Below are 24,444 nucleotides of genomic sequence, written 5' to 3'. Positions count from 1 at the left end.
CTTAACGCCCGTGACCTCCGCGCGCCTTCCGCTCTTCCCGCTGAACACGGTGCTGTTCCCGGGGCTCGTCATGCCCCTGAACGTCTTCGAGCAGCGGTATCGCGCCATGATGCGCGAACTGTCGGCGCTCCCCGAGGACGCGCCGCGCCGCTTCGGTGTCATCGCCATCCGGGACGGTTTCGAGGTCGCGCCGACGGCCGTCGGCCTCCCGGACCCCACCGCCGAGCCCCAGCGGGGCGCGGCGGCCGGGTTCGGACCGGAGCCGATGAAGTCCTTCCACGCCGTCGGGTGTGTCGCGGACGCGGCCACCATCCGGGAGCAGAAGGACGGCACCTTCGAGGTGCTCGCCACCGGCACCACCCGCTTCGAACTGCGCTCGGTCGACACCTCGGGCCCGTATCTGACGGCCGAGATCGACGAGCTCGACGAGAAGCCGGGCGACGGCGCCGGGGCGCTGGCCTCCGGGGTCGTACGCGCCTTCCGGACCTACCAGAAGCGGCTCGCGGGGGCCCGTGAGCGGACCCTGGCCGCCCAGCAGGACCTGCCCGGCGAGCCGTCCGTGCTCTCCTACCTGGTCGCGGCCGCCGCCGTGCTCGACACGCCGACCAAGCAGCGGCTGCTGCAGGCCCCCGACACCGCCACCCGGCTGGCGGAGGAACTGAGACTGCTGCGCGCGGAGAGCGCGCTGATCGGTAAGCTCCCCTCGCTTCCCGCGGTCGAGCTGACCCGCCACCCCACCAGCCCCAACTGAACCCCCACCTCACCCCGGACCCACATGGCCAAGAAGAAGACCTCCGCCGGCACCCCGGCCACCACCGCCCTGACCGCCGCAGGCACCGCCTTCACGGTGCACGCCTATGAGCACGACCCGGCGGCCCCCTCGTACGGCGAGGAGGCCGCGCAGGCCCTCGGCGTGGACCCGGCCCGGGTCTTCAAGACCCTCATCGCGAGCGTCGACGGCGGCCTCACCGTCGCGATCGTGCCCGTCTCCGCCACGCTCGACCTCAAGGCCCTGGCGGCGGCGGTGGGCGGCAAGCGCGCGGCGATGGCGGATCCGGCGGCGGCCGAGCGCGCCACGGGCTATGTGCTGGGCGGGATCTCCCCGCTCGGCCAGCGCAAGCGCCTGCCCACGGCCCTGGACGCGTCGGCGGCCGACCACGAGACCATCTGCGTCTCGGCGGGGCGGCGCGGGCTGGAGGTCGAGCTGTCGCCCAAGGACCTCGCGACGCTCACGGACGCGGTGCTGGCGCCGATCGCGCGCCACGGCTAGCCCGCCGGCGGCGGGCTGGCCTCAGCTGGTCTGCCGCGCCGGCACTCCTCACCCCGCCGGCTGCGCCGGCTCCTCGTCTCGCGGTCCGAAAAGCGACGTGAGCCCCAGGTGCACCGCCATGGCCGCGAACGACCACGCCAGCAGCGCCCCCTTCGCCCCCAGCTTCAGCGGCGCGTCGAACGTCACGCCCTTTCCCACCGCCTTGGCGTGCGCCTCGATACTGGACTCGGGTCCGAGCCACACACCGAGCCGCCAGGCGATCACCGAGGCCAGCACCCCGCCGATCGCCAGCCCCACGACCAGCGGGATACCGCCCCGCCGGAAGAACAAGAAGACGAGGGCCGCCGACACGGCCCCGAAGGCCAGCGCCCACAGCGTGAACACCCCGTCCGCCCCCATCGCCTGCTCGCCCTCGGCGTCCTTCGGGTAGATCCCGTCGCCGATCCAGACCAGCGGCACGCGCGGCGCCAGCCACAGCCACACCAGCCCGAGCAGCACCCCCGACACCGCCACCCCGATCGCCACCAGCGCCGCCTGCACCAGCTCGGCGCGCAGCTCGGGGCCGGGCTCGGAGTGGTCCGGAGCCGAGGGGCCCGGCCCGGAGGGAGCCGGGGCAGAGGGGTTGGGCACTGCACCTCCCAGCGCAGACGGGTCGTGCGGCGAAGGCTGTTGAGGCTGATCGTGCGGAGTCAACGGTGCGGTCACCCCGTCATGGTGCCAGGCGGTGGAGGTACATCGGGCGGCGGGAGGCCCGCCGCGGCGCGTCAGCGTACGGCCGCGCGCCGATAGGCCCAGGTCGCGGCGGTCAGCGAGACCACCGCCACACCCGCGCACACCCCGAGGTCCGCGCAGACCACGAGCCAGTCGGGGTGCCCGTCGAAGGACCGCGCCAACGCCTCCACACCGTACGTCGAGGGCAGCAGATCGCGCGCGTACGACACCGGCGCGGGCATCCGCTCGGCGGGCAGCACCCCCAGCAGCAGCGCGGCCGACATGCCCAACTGCCCGCACAGCGTGGCCAGTTCCTGGCGGGGCGCGATCAGCCCGAGCGCCGCGCCCAGGCCCGCGAGGGCCGCGCCGGACAGCGGGATCACCGCTGCCAGCACCCACAGATGCGTCATCGGCAGCTGGAACAGCGCGCTCCCCGCCACCGCGGTGACCACCGTCCCGGGCACGGTGAAGGAGGCGTACGCGGCGGCGGCGCCGAGCACGACGGCGGCGGGCGGCACCGGCAGGGTCGCGTAGTGGTCGAGCCCCCCGCTCGCCCGCAGCTGCCCGAAGTACTGCGCCAGCAGGTTCAGCGCGACGAACGCCACGACCAGCACGCTGGACCCGGCGACCACGGACCGCGCCTCCATCCCGCCGTCCACGACCCCGCGCATCAGGACCATGATCCCCACGGACTGGAAGGTCGCCACGAACAGCAGCGGTATCCGCGCCACCCGGGCCCGGGACAGCTGCGCCCGGTAGACGGCGGCCAGCGCGGGCAGCAGCCGCGCCCGCGCCGCCAGGGGGGCGGGGGCGGCGTCGTCGCCCGGCCACGGCGCCTCGGCGGCCTGGGCCAGGGCTTCTCCGGACACGGCCTCCGCGGGCACGACACTCACCTTGCGCTGCTCCTGTTCCCCGCGCCGCCCGCACCTCGTGCGGGTGCGGCGGTCCCCGCGGCGGTCCCCGCGAGGGTTCCGACGGTCGTCACGCCTTCACCAGCCCCTCCGCCCCCTCCGAGCGGCCGCCCAGCGCGAGATAGACGTCCTCCAGGCTGGGGGTGGCGAGTGTGAAGTCGTCGAGGGCCGCGAAGGCCGGACCGCCGGTCACCGTGGCGATGGTGGCCCGGGCCCGCTCCGGGGCCATCCGCAGCGTCCAGCGCCGCCCGGAGGCCAGCGCGGCCTCCCGCAGCGCCGCGACCTCCGGCACCTCAAGCGGCGGCTCCCCGCGCCAGACGAGGTCCACCCGGACCTCGTCGGCGACCAGCGCCTTCAGCCCGGCCGGGGTGTCGCAGGCGATGACCCGGCCGCGCTCCAGCACCGCCACCCGGTCCAGGACGGTCTCCGCCTCGATCACATTGTGGGTGACCAGCAGCACCGTCACCCCCCGCTCCGCCCGCCGCCGGTCGACGGCGGCCCACACGGCCCGCCGTGCGACGGGGTCCATCCCGGTGGTCGGCTCGTCCAGCACCAGCAGCGGCCGCTCCCCGACCAGTACGGCGGCGAAGCAGGCCAGCCGCCGCTGTCCCCCGGAGAGCTTCTTGAGCGGGCGCCCGGCCACCTCGCCCAGGCCCAGCTCCTCGATCACCGCGTCCCGCTCCGCGCGGGCCGCGCGGGCGTCAAGACCGCGCAGCCGCCCCGTGGTCTCGGCGGCGAGCGCGACGGTCAGCTCGTCCAGCGCGGTCGAGTCCTGCCCCAGATAGCCGAGGAGGCGCGCCGCGCGCTCGGGGTGGCGTACGAGATCGTGGCCGAGCACCCGGACGCCGCCCTTGTCGGGGCGGAGCAGCCCGGTGAGCTGGCGCACCAGGGTGGACTTCCCGGCGCCGTTCGGGCCGAGCAGCCCGAACACCTCGCCGCGGCGCACCTCGAGGTCGATGCCGTCGCTGGCCCGGACGGCGGGCGCGGCGGGCACGCCCCGGCGGCCGCGCGCGGCGGGGTAGGTCTTGACCAGGCCGCGCACGGTGCACACCACATGGCCGTCCCCAGCCTGTTTCGCGCCCGTCCTCACGAGCTACGAGGGTACGCGCCCAATCACCCACGCTTGCCCTCGGGTCGGGCGGAGCGTCCGATTCCGCCTGCGGCCGGGAACACCTCCCAGCGGTGGCCGGGGCAGCGCCGAGCCCCGCGGAAGGGCGCCGTCAGTCCGCGGCGGGGGCGTGCTCGGCGGCCGTACGGATGTCGATCTCGCGCCAGAAGCCGGCCCGGATCGCATAGCGGTCGTGCTCGTCGATCTGGTCGTCCTTGTGGGCGAGCAGTCCGAAGCGGGCCGCGTAGCGCAGCAGTTCCCCGTCGATGCGGTGGGGGATGCGCGGGTATTCGGTGGACAGCTGCTGGAGGTGGGCCGGCTCGGAGAGCCGTTCGATCCAGCGGCGGGCGAAGACCTGGCCCACCTCGAAGGGGTCGCCACTGACGGTGGTGATGTCCTCCTCGCGGTCGGCCCAGCGCTGCTCGGGGCTGGTGAGCTGGGCCAGCATGGGCAGCCCGGCGGTCTCCGGCGGCTCGCCGAGCCCGGTGCCCGAGCCGCGTTCGATCCAGCCCTTGTCCGAGGACCAGCGCAGGGTGGCGCTGGGGGCCGGGTGGGAGCCCGCCTGGCCGCCCGCGGGGCCGCGGCCGAGGTCGGCGAGGTCCTTGGGCGTGGGCACGCCTCTGCCGCCGGGGGCGGAGCCCGCCTCCGCGCCGTCCTCCGGGGCGGCGCCCGGGCCGCCGGCGGCGGCGCCGGGGCCGCCCGCCGGGGCCGGGGCCCGCCCGGGGGCGCCCGCGGCGCGTGTGGGCGCGCCGCCCGGCCGCGTGGCGCCGTTGCGGCCCGGGGCCAGGTCGCCGGGGACGCCCGGCACCCCGGGGACACCGGTCACCGCGCCGGCGGCGGCCGCGGCGGCCGTCTCGGGGAGCGGGGCGGAGAGGATGGCCGCGATCTCCGGGCGGGGCTCCGTGACCGGCGCGCACGGCCCCGTGAGGTCCTTGGCGCGGACGGCCCGGGTGATCCAGGAGCGGTCCAGGACCCGCCGTTCGTCGGCCTCGGCGACCAGGTCCTCCGACTGGTTGTAGTCGCCGTCGGCGGCCTGGACGGCCCACAGGTGGACGGCCACGCCGTGTTCCTTGGCGGACATCAGGCCGGGCAGCAGATCGCCGTCGCCGGTGACGAGCACGATGTCGGAGCAGGCCCGGTTGCGGGCCAGCTCGGTGAGCTCGGCGTGCATGGCGGCGTCCACGCCCTTCTGCGCCCAGCGGCCGTCGCTGCGGGTCAGGGCGCCCAGCCGGACGGTGACCCGGGGCATGACGCGCAGCCGCCGGTGCTCGGGCTGGGGGACGCGGTCGGGGGCTCCGTCGAACCAGTAGATGCGCAGCAACGGTCGCTCGGTCTCGGCTTCGGCGCGCTCGCGCAGCCCCTGGATGAGGGTCGCGTGGTCGACGGAGATGCGGGACCGGGCTGGCTCCCCGGCGAGCAGGCTCGCGGCGGCGCCCAGCAGATAGCCGGCGTCCACCAGGACGACGCAGCGGTCCACGTTCCACCCTCTTTCCTGAAGTCCAGTCCTCGGTTGCCCCCCGTACACAGCCGTGCTCGAAATTCCTGTCTTCGGCCTCATGTGGAGTGTGCCCGACCGTACCGGGGTTATCAGTCCGAACTGGATCACTGGCGTGGCGGATACGGCCTACCCTCGAAGACCCTCCTTCTCACTCACCGTAATTGCCCGAAATGCAGCCTTCCGCACGGCGTGTCAGTGTTTCTTCCCGGAGGGCTCTTCCCTTGGGGGGCGATCCCAACTGGAGGCACAGCACCATGGCTAAGAACAAGAACCGCGACCGCAAGCAGCAGCAGCGCCAGGGCCGCGGGACGGCCGACCGTCCGGGTGAGCAGGCGCAGAACTCCTCGATGGACGCGCAGTCGCAGGCCATGCAGTCGGAGGGCGGTCCGGCGACGGCCCCTTCGGCCGCCGCCCGTAAGGACCGGCAGAAGAGCTTCGGCCACAATTGATCGCCGCGGCACAGCCGTTGAGGGGCGCGCCCGGTGCGGGCGCGCCCCTCTCATGAGCGGTGGTCCGTCAGCCCACCGTGATGAGCGGTGGTTCAGCCCGCCAGGCAGGCCGGGCCCAGCAGCACCTTCAGGTCGCCGAACAGCGCGGGGTCGGCGGTGACCCGGTGCCGGTCGAGCCGGAGCACCGTGGTCTTACGCGCCCCCTGGAGCTTGATCCGCACCTCGGTGGAGCCCCGGTGGTGGGTGAGGACTTCGCCGAGCTTCTCGACCAGGGGCGGGGTGACCTTCACCGTGGGGATGGTGATCGTCACCGGCGCGTTGGCCCCGGCCTCGGACAGGTCGGGGACCATGAGCTCCATGGCGACCAGCCGCGGCACGTCCTCGCGCTTGTCGAGCCGTCCCTTGACGAAGACGACGGCGTCCTCGACGAGCTGGGTGGAGACCAGCTGGTAGGTGGCGGGGAAGAACATGCAGTCGATGGAGCCCGCCAGGTCCTCGACGGTGGCGATGGCCCAGGCGTTGCCCTGCTTGGTCATCTTGCGCTGCAGACCGGAGATGATCCCGCCGATGGTGACGATGGCGCCGTCGGCGTGCTCGCCGCCGGTGAGCTGGGCGATCGCGGCGTCGGCCTTGTCGTTGAGGACGTGCTCGATGCCGAAGAGCGGGTGGTCGGAGACGTACAGGCCCAGCATCTCGCGCTCCTGGGCGAGCAGATACGCCTTGTCCCACTCCACGTCGGAGAACTCGACGTCGAGCCCGAAGCCCGGCCCGTCGCCCCCGCCGTCGTCGCCGCCCATACCGCCGAAGAGGTCGAACTGGCCCTCGGCCTCCTTGCGCTTCACCGCGACCACATTGTCGATCATGGTCTCGTAGTGCGCCATGAGCCCCTTGCGGGTGTGGCCCATCTCGTCGAAGGCACCGGCCTTGATCAGCGATTCGGTGGTGCGCTTGTTGCAGACCACCGCCTCGACCTTGTCCAGGTAGTCCGGGAAGGAGGTGTACTTCCCCTTCGACTTACGACCACGGATGATCGCTTCGACGACGTTCGCGCCAACGTTTCGGACCGCGGTGAGGCCGAAGAGGATCACATCGTCGCCCTGGGCGGTGAAGTTCGCCTCGGACTCATTGACGTTCGGCGTGAGCACCTTGATGCCCATGCGGCGGCACTCGTTGAGGTAGATCGCCGACTTGTCCTTGTCGTCGCGCACCGAGGTGAGCAGCGCGGCCATGTACTCGGCGGGGTAGTTGGCCTTCAGATACGCGGTCCAGTAGGTGACCAGGCCGTACGCGGAGGAGTGGGCCTTGTTGAAGGCGTAGCCGGCGAAGGGGACCAGCACGTCCCACACCGCCTGGATGGCCTCGTCGGAGTAGTTACGGTCCCGCATGCCCTTCTGGAAGGGGACGAACTCCTTGTCGAGGACTTCCTTCTTCTTCTTGCCCATCGCACGGCGCAGCAGGTCGGCCTGGCCGAGCGAGTAGCCCGCGAGCACCTGGGCAGCCTTCTGCACCTGCTCCTGGTAGACGACCAGGCCGTAGGTGATGCCGAGGACCTCCTTGAGCGGTTCTTCCAGCTCCGGGTGGATCGGGGTGATCTCCTGCTGGCCGTTCTTCCGCAGGGCGTAGTTGATGTGCGAGTTCATGCCCATCGGGCCCGGCCGGTAGAGGGCCGAGACGGCGGAGATGTCCTCGAAGTTGTCGGGCTTCATCATGCGCAGCAGGGAGCGCATGGGGCCGCCGTCGAACTGGAAGACGCCGAGCGTGTCACCGCGGCACAGCAGCTCATAGGTCTTGGGGTCGTCCAGCGGCAGCTCGAGCAGCTTGAGGTCGACGCCCTTGTTGGCGCGCACCATCTTGACCGCGTCGTCCATGATGGTCAGGTTGCGCAGGCCGAGGAAGTCCATCTTCAGCAGGCCCAGCGACTCACAGGTGGGATAGTCCCACTGGGTCACGACCTGGCCGTCGTTCTTCGGCGAGAAGACCGGCACGTGCTCGGTGACGGTCTCACTGGACATGATCACGCCCGCGGCGTGCACGCCCATCTGCCGCACCAGGCCCTCGATACCGCGGGCGGTGTCGATGACCTTCTTCACATCCGCCTCGTTCTCGTACATCCCGCGCACCTCGGCCGCCTCGCTGTAGCGGGGGTGCTTCTCGTCGGTGATGCCGGACAGCGGGATGCCCTTGCCGAGCACATCGGCGGGCATGGCCTTGGTGATCCGGTCGCCCATCGCATACGGGTAACCGAGCACACGGGCCGAGTCCTTGATCGCGTTCTTGGCCTTGATGGTGCCGTACGTGCCGATCTGGGCGACCTTGTCGGCGCCGTACTTCTCGGTGACGTACCGGATCACCTCACCGCGCCTGCGCTCGTCGAAGTCGATGTCGACATCGGGCATGGAGACGCGCTCGGGGTTGAGGAACCGCTCGAAGATCAGTCCGTGGTCGATGGGGTCGAGGTCGGTGATGCCCATCGCGTACGCGACGATCGAACCGGCCGCGGAGCCACGGCCGGGGCCGACCGCGATGCCGTTGTTCTTCGCCCACATGATGAAGTCGGCGACCACGAGGAAGTAGCCCGGGAACCCCATCTGGATGATGACGTCCATCTCGTAGTCGGCCTGCTTCTGGCGGTCCTCCGGGACCCCGGCCGGGTACCGGCGCTCCATGCCGCGCCGGACCTCCTCCTGGAACCAGGAGACCTCCGTGTAGCCCTCGGGGACGTCGAAGCGCGGCATCAGGTCGCGCTTCTCGAACCACCCGGTGGTGTCGATCTGCTCGGCGACCAGCAGCGTGTTCCGGCAGCCCTCCTGCCAGGCGTCGGAGGAGTCGATGGCGTACATCTCGTCCGTCGACTTCAGGTAGTAGCCGGAGCCGTCGAAGCGGAAGCGGTCCGGGTCGGAGAGGTTCTTGCCGGTCTGGACGCACAGCAGCGCGTCGTGGGCCTCGGACTCGCGGGAGTAGGTGTAGTGCGAGTCGTTGGTGACCAGCGGGGGGATGCCCAGCTTCTTGCCGATCTCCAGCAGGCCGTCGCGGACCCGGTGCTCGATCTCGATGCCGTGGTCCATCAGCTCCAGGAAGTACCGGTCCTTGCCGAAGATGTCCTGGTACTCGGAGGCGGCCTTGAGGGCCTCGTCGAACTGGCCGAGCCGCAGCCGGGTCTGCAGCTCACCGGACGGACAGCCGGTGGAGGCGATCAGGCCCTCCGACCACTGGGCGATGGTCTCCTTGTCCATCCGCGGCCACTTGACGAAGTAGCCCTCCATATAGGCGTCCGAGGAGAGCCGGAAGAGGTTGTGCAGACCTGCCTTGTTGGACGCCCAGATCGTCTTGTGGGTGTAACCACCGGAGCCGGAGACGTCGTCCCGCTTCTGGTGCGGCTGGCCCCACTGCACCCGTCGTTTGTAGCGGCGCGACTCGGGGGCGACATACGCCTCGATCCCGATGATCGGCGTGATGCCCGCGCCGGTCGCCTGCTGGTAGAAGTCGTACGCCCCGTGGAGGTTGCCATGGTCGGTCATGGCGATGTGCGTCATGCCCATTTCCTGGCAGGCGTTGAACATGTCCTTGAGCCGCGCCGCACCGTCCAGCAGCGAGTACTGGGTGTGGACATGCAGGTGCGTGAAGGGCGGCTTGGTCACGGTGGCAGACCTCCGGCGAACGGTCGATGAAGGGTGGGCGGAACAGCTCCGAAGGTTACCCCTCCGGACTGACAGCGGATGGGCACCCACGAGTAGCCTCAGGCGTTGGGACGGACGGAGCGAGCCGTCCCGTTCGCGATCTTTGTCATGCTCTTCTCTCCACGTCCTTCCCTCACGCACCAGGAGGCGCCCCGCGATGCCGACCCAGCAGACCCAGGCGGAACAGCGCGGCGAGCACATCCTCGCCGTCTTCGACACCGCCTTCGGCGAGCTGCTCGCCGCCGACCCGGCCGCCTTCCGCGTCAAGTTCCGCAAGATGGCCGCCTCGGCCTTCGCGTTCTACCGCGGCACGGCCTGCCTGTTCTACGCCGATGTGGAGCAGGAGCGCGAGGGCGGCCCCTACCTGGACGACCGCACGGGCCGGGTGTGGATCCACGGTGACCTCCACGCCGAGAACTTCGGCACCTACATGGACGCCAACGGCCGCCTGATCTTCAATGTCAACGACTTCGACGAGGCGTACGTCGGCCCCTTCACCTGGGACCTCAAGCGCTTCGCGGCCTCCGTCGCGCTGATCGGCTACACCAAGGCGCTCAGCGACGAGAAGATCAGCGAGCTGGTGCGCATCTACGCCGCCGCCTACCGCGAGCGTATCCACGCCCTGGCCGCCGGCGCCAAGGACGACGAGGTGCCGCCGTTCACCCTGGAGACCGCCGAGGGCCCGCTGCTGGACGCGCTGCGTGACGCCCGCTCGCTGACCCGGTTCGGGCTGCTCGACTCGATGACCGCGATCCGCGACTTCGAGCGCCGCTTCGCCTCCGGCGGCGGCTCGGTCGAGCTGGACGCGGCGACCCGCTACAAGGTCCTGGCCGCCTTCGACGGCTATCTGGAGACGCTGCCCGAGTCCAGCCTCGCCAGGCCGGACTCCTACCGCGTCAAGGACGTCGTCGGCCGCCGCGGCATCGGCATCGGCAGCGCCGGGCTCCCCTCGTACAACATCCTTCTGGAGGGCAACAGCGACGCCCTGGAGAACGATGTGGTGATCTACATGAAGCAGGCGCAGACCCCGGCGGTCTCCCGCCACATCACGGACGAGCGGGTCCGCTCGTACTTCCACCACGAGGGGCACCGCACGGTCATCTCCCAGCGCGCCCTGCAGGCCCACGCCGACCCCTGGCTGGGCTGGACCGAGCTGGACGGCTCGGGGCAGCTGGTCGCCGAGATCTCCCCGTACGCGGTGGACCTCGACTGGTCCGACATCGACGACCCGGCCGAGATCGCGGCGGTCGTCGCCGACCTGGGGCGGGCCACGGCCACCATGCACGCGGCCGCCGACGACCAGAGCGGCCACTCGCTGGTGCCCTTCTCCACCGAGCGGGCCATCGACGCGGTGATCGCGGCGGACGAGGGCGGCTTCGCTGAGCTGCTGGTGGACTTCGCGCACTCCTACGGGGCGCGGGCGCGGGCCGACCACCAGATCTTCGTGGACCTCTTCCGGAACGGGCGCATTCCCGGGCTGTGAGGCCCCCGTACGGTCGGTAGGCGCGTGGGCGGGGAGTGATCCCCGCCCACGGTCTTGACGCCATCCCTACATCCGATCGTGTGACAATCGGGCTCTATGGACGGTACGGGACCGCTGCTGAGGGCACTGCGCGCGGCGCTGTTCACAGCGCTGTGCGTCACGCTGTCCTCCGCCGCCCACGTCCTGCTGTCACGCACGCCGCTGCCGCTGACGACCGTGGCGGCGCTGTCGGGCGTCGTCTTTGTGATCGCGTACGCCCTGGCGGGCCGGGAGCGCGGCTACTGGAGCATCGCCGCTCTCCTGGTCCCGCTGGAGCTGGCCGCCGACACGGTGTTCACCACCGGCCAGAGCACCTGTTACGGGCCCTCCGGCGGCCCCGTGGCGGGCTCCCTGCGCGCCCTGGGCATGGACTTCCTGTGCGGCAGCGGCGGGGTCGGCTCACCGCTGGCCCGGGTCGCCGGACCGGACGGCAGCGGCGCCCTGACGGCCGCCGTGGGCTCCGCCACCCCCTGGCTGCTGCTCGCCGCCCATATCGCGGTCGGACTGATCGCCGCGGCCTGGCTGCGGCGCGGCGAGGCCGCCTTCGCCCGGCTGCTGACCTCGCTCGCCGCCGTCGCCTTCCGGCCGCTGCTGCTGGCCGTCGCGGTGGTCACCGCGGCCTTCGCGCCCCTGCGCCGCTCCCCGCGGCCGGCCGGACCCCCGAGTCCGGCCCCGGCGCTCCCCCTCCTCGTGCACTCCGTCGTGCGGCGTGGTCCGCCGTGCTCAGCCACCGCCTGAGCACAGCGTTTCCCACCCTTTCGTACGACCTTCACACGACGGAGACCGATCCATCATGAGCAACCGCAACAACCACCAGAACAAGCAGGCCGCACGCGAGCGGATGCGCGCCGAGCGCGAGCGCCAGGCCAAGAAGGACCGGGCGCGCCGCCAGCTGGTGGTCGGCGGCGCGGTCGTCGCCATCCTGGCGATAGCGGGCGGCATAGGCTACGCCGTCACCCAGATGAACGGCGGCGGGAACGCCGGCAAGGAGTGGACGGCGGCCGCGGAGAAGAAGGCCCTGGTCAAGCCCGCCCACACCACTGGCCCCCAGGGTACGACGGTGATCATCGGCAACAAGAACGCCAAGAACACCCTGCATGTCTACGAGGACATGCGCTGCCCGTACTGCGCGCAGTTCGAGCAGCTGACGGGCACGACCGTGGCGAAGGACATCAAGAACGGCACCTTCAAGGCGCAGTACACGATGGGTACCTTCCTGGACGCCAAGACCGGGGCCGGCTCGAAGAACGCCCTGAGCGCTCTGGGCGCGGCCCTCAATGTCAGCCCCGACGCCTTCCTGGAGTACAAGTCGGCGCTCTACTCGGCCAAGAACCACCCCAAGGAGACCGATGACGCCTTCGCCGACGACCAGAAGCTGATCGCCATCGCCCAGCAGGTCAAGGAGCTCAAGGGCAACAAGACCTTCGAGAAGGCCGTGACGAACGGCACCTACGACCGGTGGGCGCTGGCGATGTCGAAGTCGTTCAACGACACGAAGGACGTGAGCACCACCCCGACCCTGAAGCTGAACGGCGAGATCCTGACGACGGACCAGGGGGGCGTCCCGCTCACCCCGGCCCAGTTCACCCCGCTGCTCCAGCAGCACCTGAAGAAGTAGGACCGAGGGGCCCGAGGGGCTACCCCTCCGCTACCTCCGAGAGGAAGCCGAGCGCCACCTTCCAGGTGGCCTCGGCGGCCTCCTCGTCGTAGTCCGGCAGCTCCGGGTCGGTGAACAGGTGCCCGGCCCCCGGGTAGCGGTAGACCTCCACGTCCGCCCCGGCCCGCCCCATCCGCAGGTACCACGCGTTCAGCCAGTCGTGCGGCTCGAAGGGGTCCGGGTCCGCGACGTGCAGCTGCACCGGCAGGCCGTCCGCCGCCGCGTCCTCGGCGATGTCCGAGGTGCCGTGCAGAAGCAGCAGCCCGCGCGCCTTCTCGTCGCCCAGCGCGAGGTTCTGGGCGATCGACCCGCCGAGCGAGAACCCCGCGTACACCACGCCGCGGTCCGACAGCGGCGCCGCGGCCACCACGGCCCGCCGCAGCAGCTCGTCCTTGCCGATCTCCTCCTTGAGCGCCATGCCGTCCTCGGCGCTGTCGGCCGTCCGCCCCTCGAACAGATCGGGCACGTGCACCTCGTGCCCGGCGGCGCGCAGCCGGTCTGCGGCGGTGTGCACGGCGGGCCGCAGCCCGTACATCGAATGGAGGAGCAGGATCGGGGAACGGGTCACTTCGTCACTTCCTTGTCACGCGGTAAGGATCAGGATAGGTGTCCATGGAGGACGTACTGCGGCCGATCGTCGTCATCGGCGGCTCGCTCGCCATCACCCTGTTGATCGGATGGGCGGTCGACCGGCTGCTGCGGCGCGCCGACGCCCGCCACCCGGAGACGCCGCTGTGGGGCCTGCTGCGGCGCTGTCGGCTTCCGCTCCAGGTGACCGTCTGCACGGCGCTGCTGCGCGGCTCCTACGACAAGACGCACGCCCGGGTGGTCCAGGAGCACGCGTCGGCCATCGGGCAGATTCTCGCACTGGTGCTGATCGCGGCCACGGCGTGGCTCGCGGTGCGGGTCTCGGCCGCGGTGGTGGAGTCCTCGTACCGCCGCTATGCCGCCAGCGCGCACGACCCGGCGCGGGTGCGCCGGGTGCGCACGCAGGTGACGCTCATCCAGCGGGTGGTGGCGGCGATCGTCGGGGTGGTCGCGGCGTCGGCGATGCTGCTGACCTTCCCCGCGATGCGTACGGTGGGCACCTCCATGCTGGCCTCCGCCGGGATACTGGGCGTCGTCGCCGGTGTGGCCGCGCAGTCGACGCTGGGCAACCTCTTCGCCGGGCTGCAGATCGCCTTCGGCGACATGGTGCGGATAGGCGACACGGTGGTCGTGGACGGCGAGTGGGGCACGGTCGAGGAGATCACGCTGACCTTTCTGTCGGTGCGGACCTGGGACGAGCGCCGGATCACCATGCCGGTGTCGTACTTCACGGCCAAGCCGTTCGAGAACTGGTCGCGCGGCGGCACCCAGAAGACCGGCGCGGTCATCTTCCACCTCGACCACTCGGCGCCGGTCCCGGCGATGCGGGTGAAGCTGGGCGAGATCGTGCGCAAGTCCACGGCCTGGGACGGCCGGGACTGGAACCTCGCGGTCACCGACACCACGCCGTCCACGATGGTGGTGCGGGCGCTGGTCACGGCGCGGGACGCGGACGACGCGTGGAACGTGCGCTGTGAGGTGCGGGAGCAGATGATCGCGTGGCTGTGGGAGCACCATCCGCACGCGCTGCCGCGCATCACCACGGCGACCGTCCAGCCACCGCGGATCGCGGCCGACTCCGAGGACCGTCTCACCCGCTTCAGCGGCGACCTCCGCAAGGACGGCACGGCCCCGCGCCGGAGCTAGGCCCTGTCGTCGAAGTCCCGCCGGGGGGGTGCTCCCGGGGCCCAGGGGGGCTACAGCGCCCTGCGCATGGCGCGGTGCGGGATTCCGCTGCCCTCGTCGAACTCGGGGCCGTACGCCGCGTACCCCAGGCGCTCGTAGAAGCCGAGGGCATGGGTCTGGGCCTCCAGGTAGACCTCGGCGAGACCGCGCCGCAGCGCCTCGGCCTCGACCGCGCGGACGAGCTCCGCGCCGAGCCCGGTGCCGCGGGCGGCCGGCAGGACCGCGAGCCGGCCGAGGACGGCGGTCGTCACGCCGTCCACGCCCGCGTGGCCGTACTTCTTGTCCGCGGCCGCACCGTGGAGGAAGCGGACGGTGCCCGTCGGGCCCTCGGGGCCGGTGGCCAGGAGGTGGACGGCGTGCGCGTCGTAGGCGTCCATCTCCTCCGACTCGGGGATCCGCTGCTCGACGACGAAGACCTCGCGGCGGACCGAGCGGCAGGCCTCGAGGGCGGCTGTGCCCACGACCTCGATCCGGTACGTCACGCGCTGTCCGCCCGCACGGTGTCCAGCGCCCGCTGCAGATCGTCCGGGTAGCGGCTCTCGAACTCCACCCAGCCGCCGCCCGGGTGCTCGAAGCCCAGGCGCACGGCGTGCAGCCACTGCCGGGTCAGCCGCAGCCGCTTGGCGAGCGTCGGGTCGGCGCCGTACGTCAGGTCGCCGACGCAGGGGTGGCGGTGGGCCGCCATGTGGACGCGGATCTGGTGGGTGCGGCCCGTCTCCAGCTTGATGTCGAGGAGGCTGGCGGCGCGGAACGCCTCGATGAGGTCGTAGTGGGTGACGCTGGGCTTGCCCTCGGCGGTCACGGCCCATTTGTAGTCGTGCTGCGGATGACGGCCGATCGGCGCGTCGATGGTGCCGCTGAGCGGGTCGGGGTGGCCCTGGACGAGGGCCTGGTAGCGCTTGTCGACCGTCCGCTCGCGGAACTGCTGCTTGAGCAGGGTGTAGGCGAGCTCGGACTTGGCGACGACCATGAGGCCGGAGGTGCCGACGTCCAGCCGGTGGACGATCCCCTGCCGCTCGGCGGCCCCGGAGGTCGAGATGCGGAAGCCCGCGGCGGCCAGGCCGCCGATGACGGTGGGCCCGCTCCAGCCGGGGCTGGGGTGGGCGGCGACCCCGACCGGCTTGTCGACCACCACGACGTGGTCGTCGTCGTGCACGATCTCCATGCCCTCGACGGGCTCGGCGACGATCTGTACGGGCGGCGCGGCCTGCGGCATCTCCACCTCGAGCCAGGCGCCGCCGGACACCCGGTCGGACTTGCCCGCGACGCTGCCGTCGACCTGCACCTTGCCCGCGGCGGCCAGCTCCGCCGCCTTGGTCCGAGAAAAGCCGAACATGCGCGCGATCGCGGCGTCGACGCGCTCGCCTTCGAGGCCGTCGGGTACGGGAAGCGTGCGGATCTCGGGAATCGTACTCACCCGTCGAGTATGCCGGACCGCACGCCCCGCTTCGTACGCCAGTCCTCGGGCCCCCGCCCCCGATCCGGCCCCCGCGCCCTGAAGGCTCAGTCCTTGTGGACGGTGCCGTCCGGGTCCAGGCCGCGGAAGGACAGGATGACGATCAGGAAGCCACCGCAGACGATCGCCGAGTCGGCGAGGTTGAAGACCGCGAAGTGGGCGGGGGCGATGAAGTCGACCACCGCGCCCTGCAGCCCACCGGGCGCGCGGAAGACCCGGTCGGTGAGGTTGCCGAAGGCGCCGCCCAGCAGCAGCCCGAGCGCGATGGCCCAGGGCAGGCTGTAGAGCTTGCGGGCCAGCCGGGCGATCACCACGATGACACCGGCCGCTATCACCGTGAAGACGATGGTCATGGCCTCGCCGAAGCCGAAGGCGGCGCCCCGGTTGCGGATCACCTCGAACTGGAGCCAGGTGCCGATCACCTCGATCGCGTCATGGTGCTCCAGCTTGGCGACCACGAACAGCTTGCTGCCCAGGTCGAGGAGGTAGGCGAACGCGGCGACGGCCAGCAGCACCCCGATGCGCCGCCGCCCGCGCCCGGCCCCCGCGCCGTCGGCAGCCGCGACGGCGCCTTCCTCGGCCTTCCCCGCTTCTGGCGTACCGATGGCCTGCTCCGCCTCTGTCACGTAAGTCCCTCAAACATCGTCCGGGCCAGTCTCCCCCTGGCTGAGGACGAGCGTACGGCACTCCCGACGGGCGGTCAGCGCCGCTCCTGCCGCTGTTTGCACTCCACGCAGAGAGTGGCCCGGGGGAACGCCTGCATCCGGGCCTTGCCGATGGGGTTGCCGCAGTTCTCGCACAGCCCGTACGTCCCGGCATCCAGCCGATCCAGGGCGCGCTCGGTCTGCAGCAGCATCTCGCGGGCGTTGCCGGCCAGGGCCAGCTCGTGCTCGCGCGTGATGTTCTTGGTGCCGGTGTCGGCCTGGTCGTCGCCGGCTCCGTCCCCGGAGTCCCGCATCAGACCCGTGATCGCCTCCTCGGAGGCGAGGATCTCGGTGCGCAGCCGGCCCGCCTCAGCCAGCAGCTCGGTGCGCGCCTCGGCCACCTCCTCCGCCGACCAGGGCTCCTCACCCGGGCGTACGGGCAGGTCACCGGGGGCCACGGGGCCGGCGCCCGCGCGGGCCTTGGGGACCGCGCCCGGCGCCTCGGGGGCCTGCTTCGCGGTCGGCGCCCCACTCGGAGTCTTCTTCGCAACCACTTTCCTGGCTCCCGTCTTCTTCGCGGGCACCGCCTGCTCGGCGGATGCGGCCTTCTTGGTGGCCTTCTTGGCCGTGGGGTTCGTGGCCTCGGCCTTCTTGGCCGTGGTCTTCATGGCCTCGGCCTTCTTGGTCGCGGCCTTGTCGGCCGTGCCCTTCTTTCCCACCGCACTCTTCGCGGCCTTCTTGGCCGCCGTGGCGGGCGCTGCCGCCTTCTTCCCGGAAGCACTCTTCTTGACGGTCGTGGCCTTCGTCGCCTTCGCCGTGCTCTTCTTCACGGCGGTCTTCCTCGCCACCATGGCCGCGGCCCCTTCACATATTGTGATCTTGCACGCGAATCGTTCCGGAACGATAAATCGACTCCAGGCACGCGGCAACGGGGCACGCCGCCTGATTCGCCCGGCTTATCCGCAGGACAACCCGGTCTCAATCGGTTGTGCCCCACCGCCCGCCCGGTAATCCGGCCATGGACCGGCCATGAATCAGTACCGCGTGGTGATGCCCCGGCCGGGCGGACTCCGGCACCCTGCGTATCGCCATTCGGGTCACCGCCCGGCGGCCCGTACCTCACTCGGCGCAGCCCGTAAACCGGTCGGCCGGGTGCCGCCCGGACCCGTACACTGGGCGAAGCGAAAGGCGTGGAAGGGGACGAGTAGCGTCGTACGCAGCCATGAGCGACCCGGGGACGGTGCGAGCCCGGGGGCGAGCGCGATGTGAAGGATCACCCCGGAGCCGCCGGAAGAACCCCCGCTCAGGGCCAGTAGAACCGGTGTCGCGACCCCAATGAGGGGGCCAGGAGCAGCCCAGCGCTCCCGGCCAAGGAGGGTGGTACCGCGGGAGCGCGAGCTCTCGTCCCTCCGACGGAACGCAGGCCAGCACGTTTCCGCCGGAGGAAGGATCCGATGACGCAGTACCGCCAGGTGCCCGCCCAGGTCGACCTGCCAGCCCTCGAGCACGCCGTGCTCGACTTCTGGCGGGAGAACAAGATCTTCGCCCGGAGCCTCGAGCAGTCCGCGGGGCGGCCCGAGTGGGTCTTCTACGAGGGCCCGCCGACCGCCAACGGCATGCCGGGCGCCCACCACATCGAGGCCCGCGTCTTCAAGGACGTCTTCCCGCGCTTCCGCACCATGCGCGGCTACCACGTCGAGCGCAAAGCGGGCTGGGACTGCCACGGCCTGCCGGTCGAGCTGGCCGTCGAGAAGGAGCTCGGCTTCAGCGGCAAGCAGGACATCGAGGCGTACGGCATCGCCGAGTTCAACGCCAAGTGCCGCGAGTCGGTCGGCCGGCACACCGACGCCTTCGCCGAGCTCACCACGCGCATGGGGTTCTGGACCGACCTCGACGGCGCGTACTGGACCATGAACCCCGAGTACGTCGAGTCGGTGTGGTGGTCGCTCAAGGAGATCTACAACAAGGGGCTGCTGGTCCAGGACCACCGGGTCGCCCCCTGGTGTCCGCGCTGCGGCACCGGCCTGTCCGACCACGAGCTGGCGCAGGGCTACGAGACGGTGATCGACCCGTCGGTCTTCGTCCGCTTCCCGCTGACCTCCGGCCCGCTGGCCGGCGAGGCGGCGCTGCTGGTGTGGACGACCACGCCATGGACCCTGGTGTCCAACATGGCCGTCGCCGCGCACCCCGATGTGCGCTACGTGGTGGCCACCGACGGCCAGGAGAAGCTGGTCGTCGCCGAGCCGCTGCTGGCCAAGGCCCTCGGCGAGGGCTGGACCGCGACCGGGCAGTCCTTCACCGGGGCCGAGATGGAGCGCTGGACCTACCAGCGCCCGTTCTCCCTCGTGGAGGTCGACGGCGACGCGCACTTCGTGGTCAACGCCGAGTATGTGACGACCGAGGACGGCACCGGCCTGGTCCACCAGGCCCCCGCCTTCGGTGAGGACGACCTGCGGACCTGCAAGGCGTACGGCCTGCCGTACCTCAACCCGATCCGCACGGACGGCACCTTCGAGGAGGGCCTGGAGCTGGTCGGCGGCCAGTTCTTCAAGAAGGCCGACGAGGCGCTGACGGCCGATCTGGCCGCCCGCGGCCTGCTGTTCCGGCATGTGCCCTACGAGCACAGCTACCCGCACTGCTGGCGCTGCCACACCGCGCTGCTGTACTACGCACAGCCGTCCTGGTACATCCGCACCACCGCGATCAAGGACGCGCTGCTGCGCGAGAACGAGCGGACGAACTGGTTCCCCGAGTCGGTCAAGCACGGCCGCTACGGCGACTGGCTGAACAACAACATCGACTGGGCCCTGTCGCGCAACCGCTACTGGGGCACCCCGCTGCCCATCTGGCGCTGCGCCGAGGACCACCTCACCTGCGTCGGCTCCCTCACCGAGCTCTCCGAGCTCACCGGCGCCGACCAGACGGGCCTGGACCCGCACCGGCCGTACATCGACGAGGTGACCTTCACCTGCACCGCCGAGGGGTGCGAGCTGGAGGCCGTCCGGGTCCCCGAGGTCATCGACGCCTGGTACGACTCGGGCTCCATGCCCTTCGCCCAGTGGGGCTACCCGTACCGCAACAAGGAGGTCTTCGAGAAGCGGTACCCGGCGCAGTTCATCTCCGAGGCCATCGACCAGACCCGTGGCTGGTTCTACACCCTGATGGCGGTCGGCACGCTCGTCTTCGACAAGTCGAGCTATGAGAACGTGGTCTGCCTCGGACACATCCTGGCCGAGGACGGTCGGAAGATGTCCAAGCACCTGGGCAACATCCTGGAGCCGATCCCGCTCATGGAGCGGCACGGCGCAGACGCCGTCCGCTGGTTCATGGCCGCCGGCGGCTCGCCCTGGGCGGCGCGCCGGGTGGGCCACGGCACCATCCAGGAGGTCGTCCGCAAGACGCTGCTCACCTACTGGAACACGGTCGCCTTCCAGGCCCTGTACGCCCGCACCTCGGGCTGGGCCCCGAGCGAGGCCGACCCGGCCCCGGCCGACCGGCCGCTGCTCGACCGCTGGCTGCTGGGCGAGCTGGGCACGCTGACCGAGCAGATGACGCTGGCCCTGGAGGCGTACGACACCCAGCGCGCCGGCAAGCTGCTGTCGGGCTTCGTCGACGACCTGTCCAACTGGTACGTCCGCCGCTCCCGCCGCCGCTTCTGGCAGGGCGACGCGGCCGCGCTGCGCACGCTGCACGAGGTGATCGAGACGGTCACCCGGCTGCTGGCCCCGCTCGTCCCCTTCATCACCGAGCGGGTCTGGCAGGACCTGATCGTCCCGGTCACCCCGGACGCCCCGGAGTCCGTGCACCTCGCCACCTGGCCCGAGGCCGACAAGGCCCTGATCGACCCGGCCCTCTCCACGCAGATGGCGCTGGTGCGCCGCCTGGTGGAGCTGGGCCGCGCGACCCGCGCCGAGTCGGGGGTCAAGACCCGTCAGCCGCTGTCGCGCGCGCTGGTCGCGGCGTCCGGCTTCGAGTCGCTGTCCGCGGAGCTGCGCACGCAGATCGAGGAGGAGCTGAACGTCTCGTCCCTCGCCTCGCTCAGCGAGGTCGGCGGCTCGCTCGTCGACACCACGGCCAAGGCCAACTTCCGGGCGCTGGGCAAGCGTTTCGGCAAGGGGACCCAGCCGGTCGCCAAGGCGATCGCCGAGGCGGACGCGGCCGCGCTGTCGGTGGCGCTGCGCGAGGGGACGGCGTCGGTGGTGGTGGACGGCGAGACAGTCGCGCTGTCCGCGGACGAGGTGATCATCACCGAGACCCCGCGCGAGGGGTGGTCGGTCGCCTCCGACGCGGGCGCGACGGTGGCCCTCGACCTGGAGATCACCCCGGAGCTGCGGCGCGCGGGGCTCGCCCGTGACGCGATCCGGCTGATCCAGGAGGCCCGCAAGAACAGCGGCCTTGACGTGGCCGACCGGATCTCGCTGCGCTGGGGCACGGCGGACGAGGAGGTCCGTACGGCGCTGACCGACCACGCGGCGCTGATCGCGGACGAGGTCCTCGCCACGGACTTCGCGTCCGGCGACGGTGACTCCGGCTACGGCGAGGAGTTCTCCGACGAGGCCCTGGGGCTCACCTTCCGCCTCCGCAAGGCGTAAGGGCGCCGCCTCGTGGTGGGGGCCGGGACTCCGGCCCCCACCGTCCGCGAGAGCGGCGTCGGTTCAGGCGCAAAACAGCCCGGGCCCAGGAGCTCTGCTCCTGGGCCCGGGCTTTTGACTGCCGACGACTGCGCGCTACGCCGCGCGCCGCCGCGTCAGTTGTCGTCCTCGTCGATGAGGAAGCCGCGCATGGGGCTCGGTGCCTGCTGCATCGGCTGCGGGGCCTGCGGGCGCACCGGGGCCATCGGCTGGGTCATCGCGGGGGACATCTGCTGCTGACCGCCGTAGGACGGCGCGCCGCCGCCCTGGGTGTGGCCGCCCATGGGCTGGTTGCCGCCCATGGTGTGGCCGCCCATCGTGCTCGCGCCGGCCGAGGCCATGGAGCCGGTCATGGACGGGGACGGCGGCAGCGAGGCGGTCGCCGGGGTGCGCGGCGGGGCCAGGGAGTCGTCAGCCTGGTTCTCCAGCTGGCGCAGCTGGCTCTCCAGGTACGACTTCAGCCGCGTGCGGTACTCGCGCTCGAAGCCGCGCAGGTCCTCGACCTTGCGCTCCAGCGTGGCGCGGGCCGACTCCAGCGAGCCCATCGCGACGCGGTGCTTCTCCTGCGCGTCCCGCTCCAGCGCGTCGGCCTTGGCGCGGGCGTCCCGCTCCAGGCCCTCGGCGCGGCTGCGGGCCTCACCGACGATCTTGTTGGCCTCGGAACGGGCCTCGGCGATCGCCTGGTCGGCGGTCTGCTGCGCGAGCGAGAGCACGCGCGCGGCGCTGTCGCCGCCCGGGCCCTGGCCCGGCTGCGGCAGCTGCGGGCCGCCGGGGCCGCCCATCGGACCGCCCATGGGGCCACCGGGGCCCATCGGACCGCCCTGCCCCATCGGGCCGTTCTGTCCCATGGGGCCGCCCTGCCCCATCGGACCGGGGCCGCCCTGGCCCATCGGACCCGGTCCGCCCTGACCCATCGGGCCTGCCGGCAGCTGCGGGGCACCGCCCGGAAGTTGGGGCGGGCCACCCATCTGCTGCTGGCCGGGCGGCACGGGCTGCGGTCCGGATATGGCGGCGGGCACAGGTGCGCCGGGCCGCTCCTGCTGTTCCGGAGGTTTACGCATGTTCTGCTGCTGACTCTGCGCGGCGGCGCGGGTCGCGGCGGCCAGCTTGGCCCGCAGATCCTCGTTCTCCCGCAGCAGCCGGGTCAGTTCGGCTTCGACCTCGTCGAGGAAGGCATCGACCTCGTCCTCGTCATAGCCTTCTCGGAGGCGGACGGTCGTGAACTGCTTGTTCCGCACGTCCTCGGGGGTCAACGGCATCTCTAACTCACCTCAACGTAGTCGTCGGCAATCGGCAAGACCGTATCGTTCACACGCTGCTCGCAAAATTGCGGACGACGGTGATCAGGATCCAGACGATGATCATCAGAACGAAGAAGGACAGGTCGAGCGCCACACCCCCGAGACGCAACGGCGGGATGAACCGCCGCAGAAGCTTCAGCGGCGGATCGGTGACAGTGTAGGCGGCCTCCAGGATGACCACCATCGCCTTGCCGGGTTGCCACGAGCGGGCGAACTGGAAGACGTAGTCCATCACCAGCCGGAAGATCAGCACGATCAGGAAGCAATACAGCGCGATGTAGATCACCTGCAGTGCGATGCCCATCCCGCTGTGTCCCTCTCCCCTTGCGTGCTCGGCCGTACGGCCTGTTGATGACTCGGTGTTGCCGTGTTGCGTCTCAGCTTTGGTTGAAGAACCCGCCCTCTGCGATACGGGCCTTGTCCTCCGCCGTGACATCGACGTTAGCAGGAGACAACAGAAACACCTTCTGAGTCACCCGCTCAATGCTCCCATGGAGACCGAACACGAGTCCGGCCGCAAAGTCGACAAGTCGCTTCGCGTCCGTGTCGTCCATCTCCGTGAGATTCATGATCACCGGGGTGCCCTCACGGAAGTGTTCCCCGATAGTACGGGCCTCGTTGTAGGTCCTGGGGTGCAGCGTCGTGATGCGGTACGGCTCTCGCTCGGACACGACCTTGGGCATGATCACCGGCGCGTTCTTCTCCAAGTTCTGACGTTCAGGTGTGATGGATGCCACGGGGGCGATTCGCGCGGGTCGCCCGGTTTCCGCTACGAGCGGGGCGGGTTCACGCTGCGCCGGGGGATGGACGACTCGTACAGATTCGCCCCTCTCCGGCCGCGGCTCGGTTTCCGCCACCTGATGCCTGCGACGATCCCGCTCGGGCTCCGGTTCGGGCTCGAACTCGTCGTCGGGGTCGAATCCCCGGCCGTCGTACCCATCGTCCTCCACGAGGCCGAGGTAGACCGCCATCTTGCGCATCGCGCCGGCCATTCTCTGCGTCCTCCGCTCTGTGGTGGATCGGCTCCGCCACCGGATGCCTTGGATCCACGCGGCCTGCCCGCCTTTTGACGGGAATGACCATATTTTGTGCTGTGGTCCGACTTCTTCGCGACGTTACCGGAGCCTGGGTCGGACTCCGAGTACCGCCGTGCCGACGCGCACATGTGTCGCACCGGCGGCCACCGCGTCCTCGAGATCCGAGCTCATCCCCGCCGAGACCATGTTCGCAGCAGGATGGTTCGCGCGCAGGCGGGATGAGATTTCCATCAGCCGATCGAAGGCGGCCCGCGGCCGCCCCTCGTACGGTCCGGCCAGCGGAGCCACCGTCATCAGACCGTCCAGCCGCAACCCCCGAGCCTCGACCACCGCGTCGGCGAGGGCATCCACCGCGTCCGGCGCGACACCTCCCCGGCTTCCTTGTTGACCCGACTCCGCGTCGAGAGCCACCTGAATCAGGCAGCCCAGTTCACGGCCGGCCGCCACCGCCGCGCGCGAGAGCGCGTCAACCAGCCGCTTGCGGTCGACGGATTGCACCATATCGGCATAACTGGCGACGGAACGCACCTTATTGGTCTGCAATTGCCCAACAAAGTGCCAAATCAACGGAAGATCAGCACATTCGGCCGCTTTGGGAGCTGCGTCCTGATCGCGGTTCTCTGCCACGTGGTGCACGCCGAGTTCCGCGAGGAGCCGGACATCGCTCGCCGGGTAGGTCTTGGTCACCACAATCAACGTGACTTCTTCACGTTTGCGGTCAGCAGCAGCACAAGCCGCAGAGATACGTTCCTCCACGCGAGCAAGATTTTCGGCCAGTTCCGTTCTGCGATCGGTCACA

Annotated in this window: 22 protein-coding genes; 8 read left to right on the top strand and 14 right to left on the bottom strand. The window is 71.0% G+C overall.

Translation table 11 applies throughout. The features are described from left to right. Positions 1 to 10 precede the first annotated feature (10 nt). Together ACFZDL_RS11960 and ybaK are read left to right on the top strand one after the other, a co-directional pair. The gene (locus ACFZDL_RS11960) at positions 11 to 751 is read left to right on the top strand and encodes an LON peptidase substrate-binding domain-containing protein (protein ID WP_353592923.1); all 741 of its coding nucleotides are present in this window, start codon (positions 11 to 13) and stop codon (positions 749 to 751) included. A 24-nt stretch (positions 752 to 775) separates the two neighbouring features. Beyond that, complete coding sequence (gene ybaK / locus ACFZDL_RS11955) at positions 776 to 1,270, top strand: Cys-tRNA(Pro) deacylase (RefSeq protein WP_353592922.1); 495 nt, start codon at positions 776 to 778, stop codon at positions 1,268 to 1,270. Between the two features lie 48 nt (positions 1,271 to 1,318). On the opposite strand, the gene ACFZDL_RS11950 is transcribed toward ybaK, so the two are convergent. From ACFZDL_RS11950 to ACFZDL_RS11935, 4 genes are all read right to left on the bottom strand, one after another. After that, on the bottom strand, positions 1,319 to 1,975 hold the full coding sequence (locus tag ACFZDL_RS11950; protein WP_353592921.1) for a DUF2567 domain-containing protein: 657 nt from the start codon (positions 1,973 to 1,975) through the stop codon (positions 1,319 to 1,321). Positions 1,976 to 2,034: 59 nt separating this feature from the next. Next, entirely contained in the window at positions 2,035 to 2,874 is an 840-nt protein-coding gene (locus ACFZDL_RS11945; protein WP_391190979.1) for an ABC transporter permease, read from the bottom strand. 88 nt (positions 2,875 to 2,962) lie between these two features. Beyond that, on the bottom strand, positions 2,963 to 3,943 hold the full coding sequence (locus ACFZDL_RS11940) for an ABC transporter ATP-binding protein (RefSeq protein ID WP_353593063.1): 981 nt from the start codon (positions 3,941 to 3,943) through the stop codon (positions 2,963 to 2,965). A 169-nt stretch (positions 3,944 to 4,112) separates the two neighbouring features. Then, the gene (locus tag ACFZDL_RS11935; RefSeq protein WP_353592920.1) at positions 4,113 to 5,477 is read right to left on the bottom strand and encodes an NYN domain-containing protein; all 1,365 of its coding nucleotides are present in this window, start codon (positions 5,475 to 5,477) and stop codon (positions 4,113 to 4,115) included. 275 nt (positions 5,478 to 5,752) lie between these two features. On the opposite strand from ACFZDL_RS11935, the gene ACFZDL_RS11930 reads away from it, so the two are divergent. Beyond that, positions 5,753 to 5,947: a hypothetical protein gene (locus tag ACFZDL_RS11930; RefSeq protein ID WP_353592919.1), complete on the top strand. Its 195-nt coding sequence runs from the start codon at positions 5,753 to 5,755 to the stop codon at positions 5,945 to 5,947. A 92-nt stretch (positions 5,948 to 6,039) separates the two neighbouring features. Here ACFZDL_RS11930 and dnaE read toward each other — a convergent pair whose 3' ends face one another. Then, positions 6,040 to 9,585, bottom strand: coding sequence for a DNA polymerase III subunit alpha (dnaE, locus tag ACFZDL_RS11925; protein ID WP_353592918.1), 3,546 nt, complete (start codon positions 9,583 to 9,585; stop codon positions 6,040 to 6,042). Between the two features lie 196 nt (positions 9,586 to 9,781). Here dnaE and ACFZDL_RS11920 point away from each other — a divergent pair, with 196 nt between their 5' ends. The 3 genes from ACFZDL_RS11920 to ACFZDL_RS11910 all read left to right on the top strand — a co-directional run bounded on the left by ACFZDL_RS11920 (position 9,782) and on the right by ACFZDL_RS11910 (position 12,764). Beyond that, the gene (locus ACFZDL_RS11920) at positions 9,782 to 11,107 is read left to right on the top strand and encodes a DUF2252 domain-containing protein (RefSeq protein WP_353592917.1); all 1,326 of its coding nucleotides are present in this window, start codon (positions 9,782 to 9,784) and stop codon (positions 11,105 to 11,107) included. A 96-nt stretch (positions 11,108 to 11,203) separates the two neighbouring features. Continuing rightward, positions 11,204 to 11,884 carry a hypothetical protein gene (locus ACFZDL_RS11915; protein ID WP_353592916.1) on the top strand — a complete coding sequence of 227 codons (681 nt, stop codon included), beginning with the start codon at positions 11,204 to 11,206 and terminating at the stop codon, positions 11,882 to 11,884. A 55-nt stretch (positions 11,885 to 11,939) separates the two neighbouring features. Then, complete coding sequence (locus ACFZDL_RS11910) at positions 11,940 to 12,764, top strand: thioredoxin domain-containing protein (RefSeq protein WP_353592915.1); 825 nt, start codon at positions 11,940 to 11,942, stop codon at positions 12,762 to 12,764. Between the two features lie 19 nt (positions 12,765 to 12,783). Here the strand turns inward: ACFZDL_RS11910 and ACFZDL_RS11905 are convergent, their stop codons facing one another. Beyond that, complete coding sequence (locus ACFZDL_RS11905; protein ID WP_353592914.1) at positions 12,784 to 13,371, bottom strand: dienelactone hydrolase family protein; 588 nt, start codon at positions 13,369 to 13,371, stop codon at positions 12,784 to 12,786. Positions 13,372 to 13,415: 44 nt separating this feature from the next. Between ACFZDL_RS11905 and ACFZDL_RS11900 the strand changes: the two genes are divergently transcribed. Further along, a complete protein-coding gene (locus tag ACFZDL_RS11900) occupies positions 13,416 to 14,537 on the top strand; it encodes a mechanosensitive ion channel domain-containing protein (RefSeq protein ID WP_353592913.1) in 1,122 nt (373 codons plus the stop codon). A gap of 50 nt (positions 14,538 to 14,587) precedes the next feature. Here ACFZDL_RS11900 and ACFZDL_RS11895 read toward each other — a convergent pair whose 3' ends face one another. The 4 genes from ACFZDL_RS11895 to ACFZDL_RS11880 all read right to left on the bottom strand — a co-directional run bounded on the left by ACFZDL_RS11895 (position 14,588) and on the right by ACFZDL_RS11880 (position 17,527). After that, positions 14,588 to 15,058 carry a GNAT family N-acetyltransferase gene (locus ACFZDL_RS11895; protein ID WP_353592912.1) on the bottom strand — a complete coding sequence of 157 codons (471 nt, stop codon included), beginning with the start codon at positions 15,056 to 15,058 and terminating at the stop codon, positions 14,588 to 14,590. After that, positions 15,055 to 15,993, bottom strand: a complete 939-nt coding sequence (locus ACFZDL_RS11890) for an RluA family pseudouridine synthase (RefSeq protein ID WP_353592911.1) — start codon at positions 15,991 to 15,993, stop codon at positions 15,055 to 15,057. Before ACFZDL_RS11890 ends, ACFZDL_RS11895 begins: the two co-directional genes overlap by 4 nt. 86 nt (positions 15,994 to 16,079) lie before the next feature. After that, complete coding sequence (locus ACFZDL_RS11885; RefSeq protein ID WP_353592910.1) at positions 16,080 to 16,658, bottom strand: signal peptidase II; 579 nt, start codon at positions 16,656 to 16,658, stop codon at positions 16,080 to 16,082. Between the two features lie 74 nt (positions 16,659 to 16,732). Further along, on the bottom strand, positions 16,733 to 17,527 hold the full coding sequence (locus ACFZDL_RS11880; protein ID WP_353592909.1) for a TraR/DksA C4-type zinc finger protein: 795 nt from the start codon (positions 17,525 to 17,527) through the stop codon (positions 16,733 to 16,735). Positions 17,528 to 18,130: 603 nt separating this feature from the next. On the opposite strand from ACFZDL_RS11880, the gene ileS reads away from it, so the two are divergent. Then, positions 18,131 to 21,268: an isoleucine--tRNA ligase gene (gene ileS, locus ACFZDL_RS11875; RefSeq protein ID WP_353592908.1), complete on the top strand. Its 3,138-nt coding sequence runs from the start codon at positions 18,131 to 18,133 to the stop codon at positions 21,266 to 21,268. Positions 21,269 to 21,423: 155 nt separating this feature from the next. Here the strand turns inward: ileS and ACFZDL_RS11870 are convergent, their stop codons facing one another. The 4 genes from ACFZDL_RS11870 to ACFZDL_RS11855 all read right to left on the bottom strand — a co-directional run bounded on the left by ACFZDL_RS11870 (position 21,424) and on the right by ACFZDL_RS11855 (position 24,443). Next, complete coding sequence (locus ACFZDL_RS11870) at positions 21,424 to 22,566, bottom strand: DivIVA domain-containing protein (RefSeq protein WP_353592907.1); 1,143 nt, start codon at positions 22,564 to 22,566, stop codon at positions 21,424 to 21,426. Between the two features lie 49 nt (positions 22,567 to 22,615). Continuing rightward, a complete protein-coding gene (locus ACFZDL_RS11865; RefSeq protein WP_014180455.1) occupies positions 22,616 to 22,912 on the bottom strand; it encodes a YggT family protein in 297 nt (98 codons plus the stop codon). Positions 22,913 to 22,985: 73 nt separating this feature from the next. Then, on the bottom strand, positions 22,986 to 23,600 hold the full coding sequence (locus ACFZDL_RS11860) for a cell division protein SepF (protein WP_353592906.1): 615 nt from the start codon (positions 23,598 to 23,600) through the stop codon (positions 22,986 to 22,988). 123 nt (positions 23,601 to 23,723) lie between these two features. Continuing rightward, entirely contained in the window at positions 23,724 to 24,443 is a 720-nt protein-coding gene (locus tag ACFZDL_RS11855; RefSeq protein ID WP_353592905.1) for a YggS family pyridoxal phosphate-dependent enzyme, read from the bottom strand. Between the last annotated feature and the right edge of the window lies 1 nt (position 24,444).

This window comes from Streptomyces sp. NPDC007917 (assembly GCF_042959105.1).
Classification (GTDB): domain Bacteria; phylum Actinomycetota; class Actinomycetes; order Streptomycetales; family Streptomycetaceae; genus Streptomyces.
Note: the sequence above shows the minus strand (reverse complement) of the source record. Positions and strands in the feature narration are given on the sequence as shown.

What these genes read in the sequence shown, in the direction of transcription:
- ybaK (WP_353592922.1), top strand. Translation starts at nt 776, where the DNA reads ATGGCCAAGAAGAAGACCTCCGCCGGCACCCCGGCCACCACCGCCCTG.
- ACFZDL_RS11930 (WP_353592919.1), top strand. Translation starts at nt 5,753, where the DNA reads ATGGCTAAGAACAAGAACCGCGACCGCAAGCAGCAGCAGCGCCAGGGC.
- ACFZDL_RS11920 (WP_353592917.1), top strand. Translation starts at nt 9,782, where the DNA reads ATGCCGACCCAGCAGACCCAGGCGGAACAGCGCGGCGAGCACATCCTC.
- ACFZDL_RS11915 (WP_353592916.1), top strand. Translation starts at nt 11,204, where the DNA reads ATGGACGGTACGGGACCGCTGCTGAGGGCACTGCGCGCGGCGCTGTTC.
- ACFZDL_RS11910 (WP_353592915.1), top strand. Translation starts at nt 11,940, where the DNA reads ATGAGCAACCGCAACAACCACCAGAACAAGCAGGCCGCACGCGAGCGG.
- ACFZDL_RS11900 (WP_353592913.1), top strand. Translation starts at nt 13,416, where the DNA reads ATGGAGGACGTACTGCGGCCGATCGTCGTCATCGGCGGCTCGCTCGCC.
- ACFZDL_RS11880 (WP_353592909.1), bottom strand. Translation starts at nt 17,527, where the DNA reads ATGGTGGCGAGGAAGACCGCCGTGAAGAAGAGCACGGCGAAGGCGACG.
- ileS (WP_353592908.1), top strand. Translation starts at nt 18,131, where the DNA reads ATGACGCAGTACCGCCAGGTGCCCGCCCAGGTCGACCTGCCAGCCCTC.
- ACFZDL_RS11870 (WP_353592907.1), bottom strand. Translation starts at nt 22,566, where the DNA reads ATGCCGTTGACCCCCGAGGACGTGCGGAACAAGCAGTTCACGACCGTC.
- ACFZDL_RS11865 (WP_014180455.1), bottom strand. Translation starts at nt 22,912, where the DNA reads ATGGGCATCGCACTGCAGGTGATCTACATCGCGCTGTATTGCTTCCTG.
- ACFZDL_RS11860 (WP_353592906.1), bottom strand. Translation starts at nt 23,600, where the DNA reads ATGGCCGGCGCGATGCGCAAGATGGCGGTCTACCTCGGCCTCGTGGAG.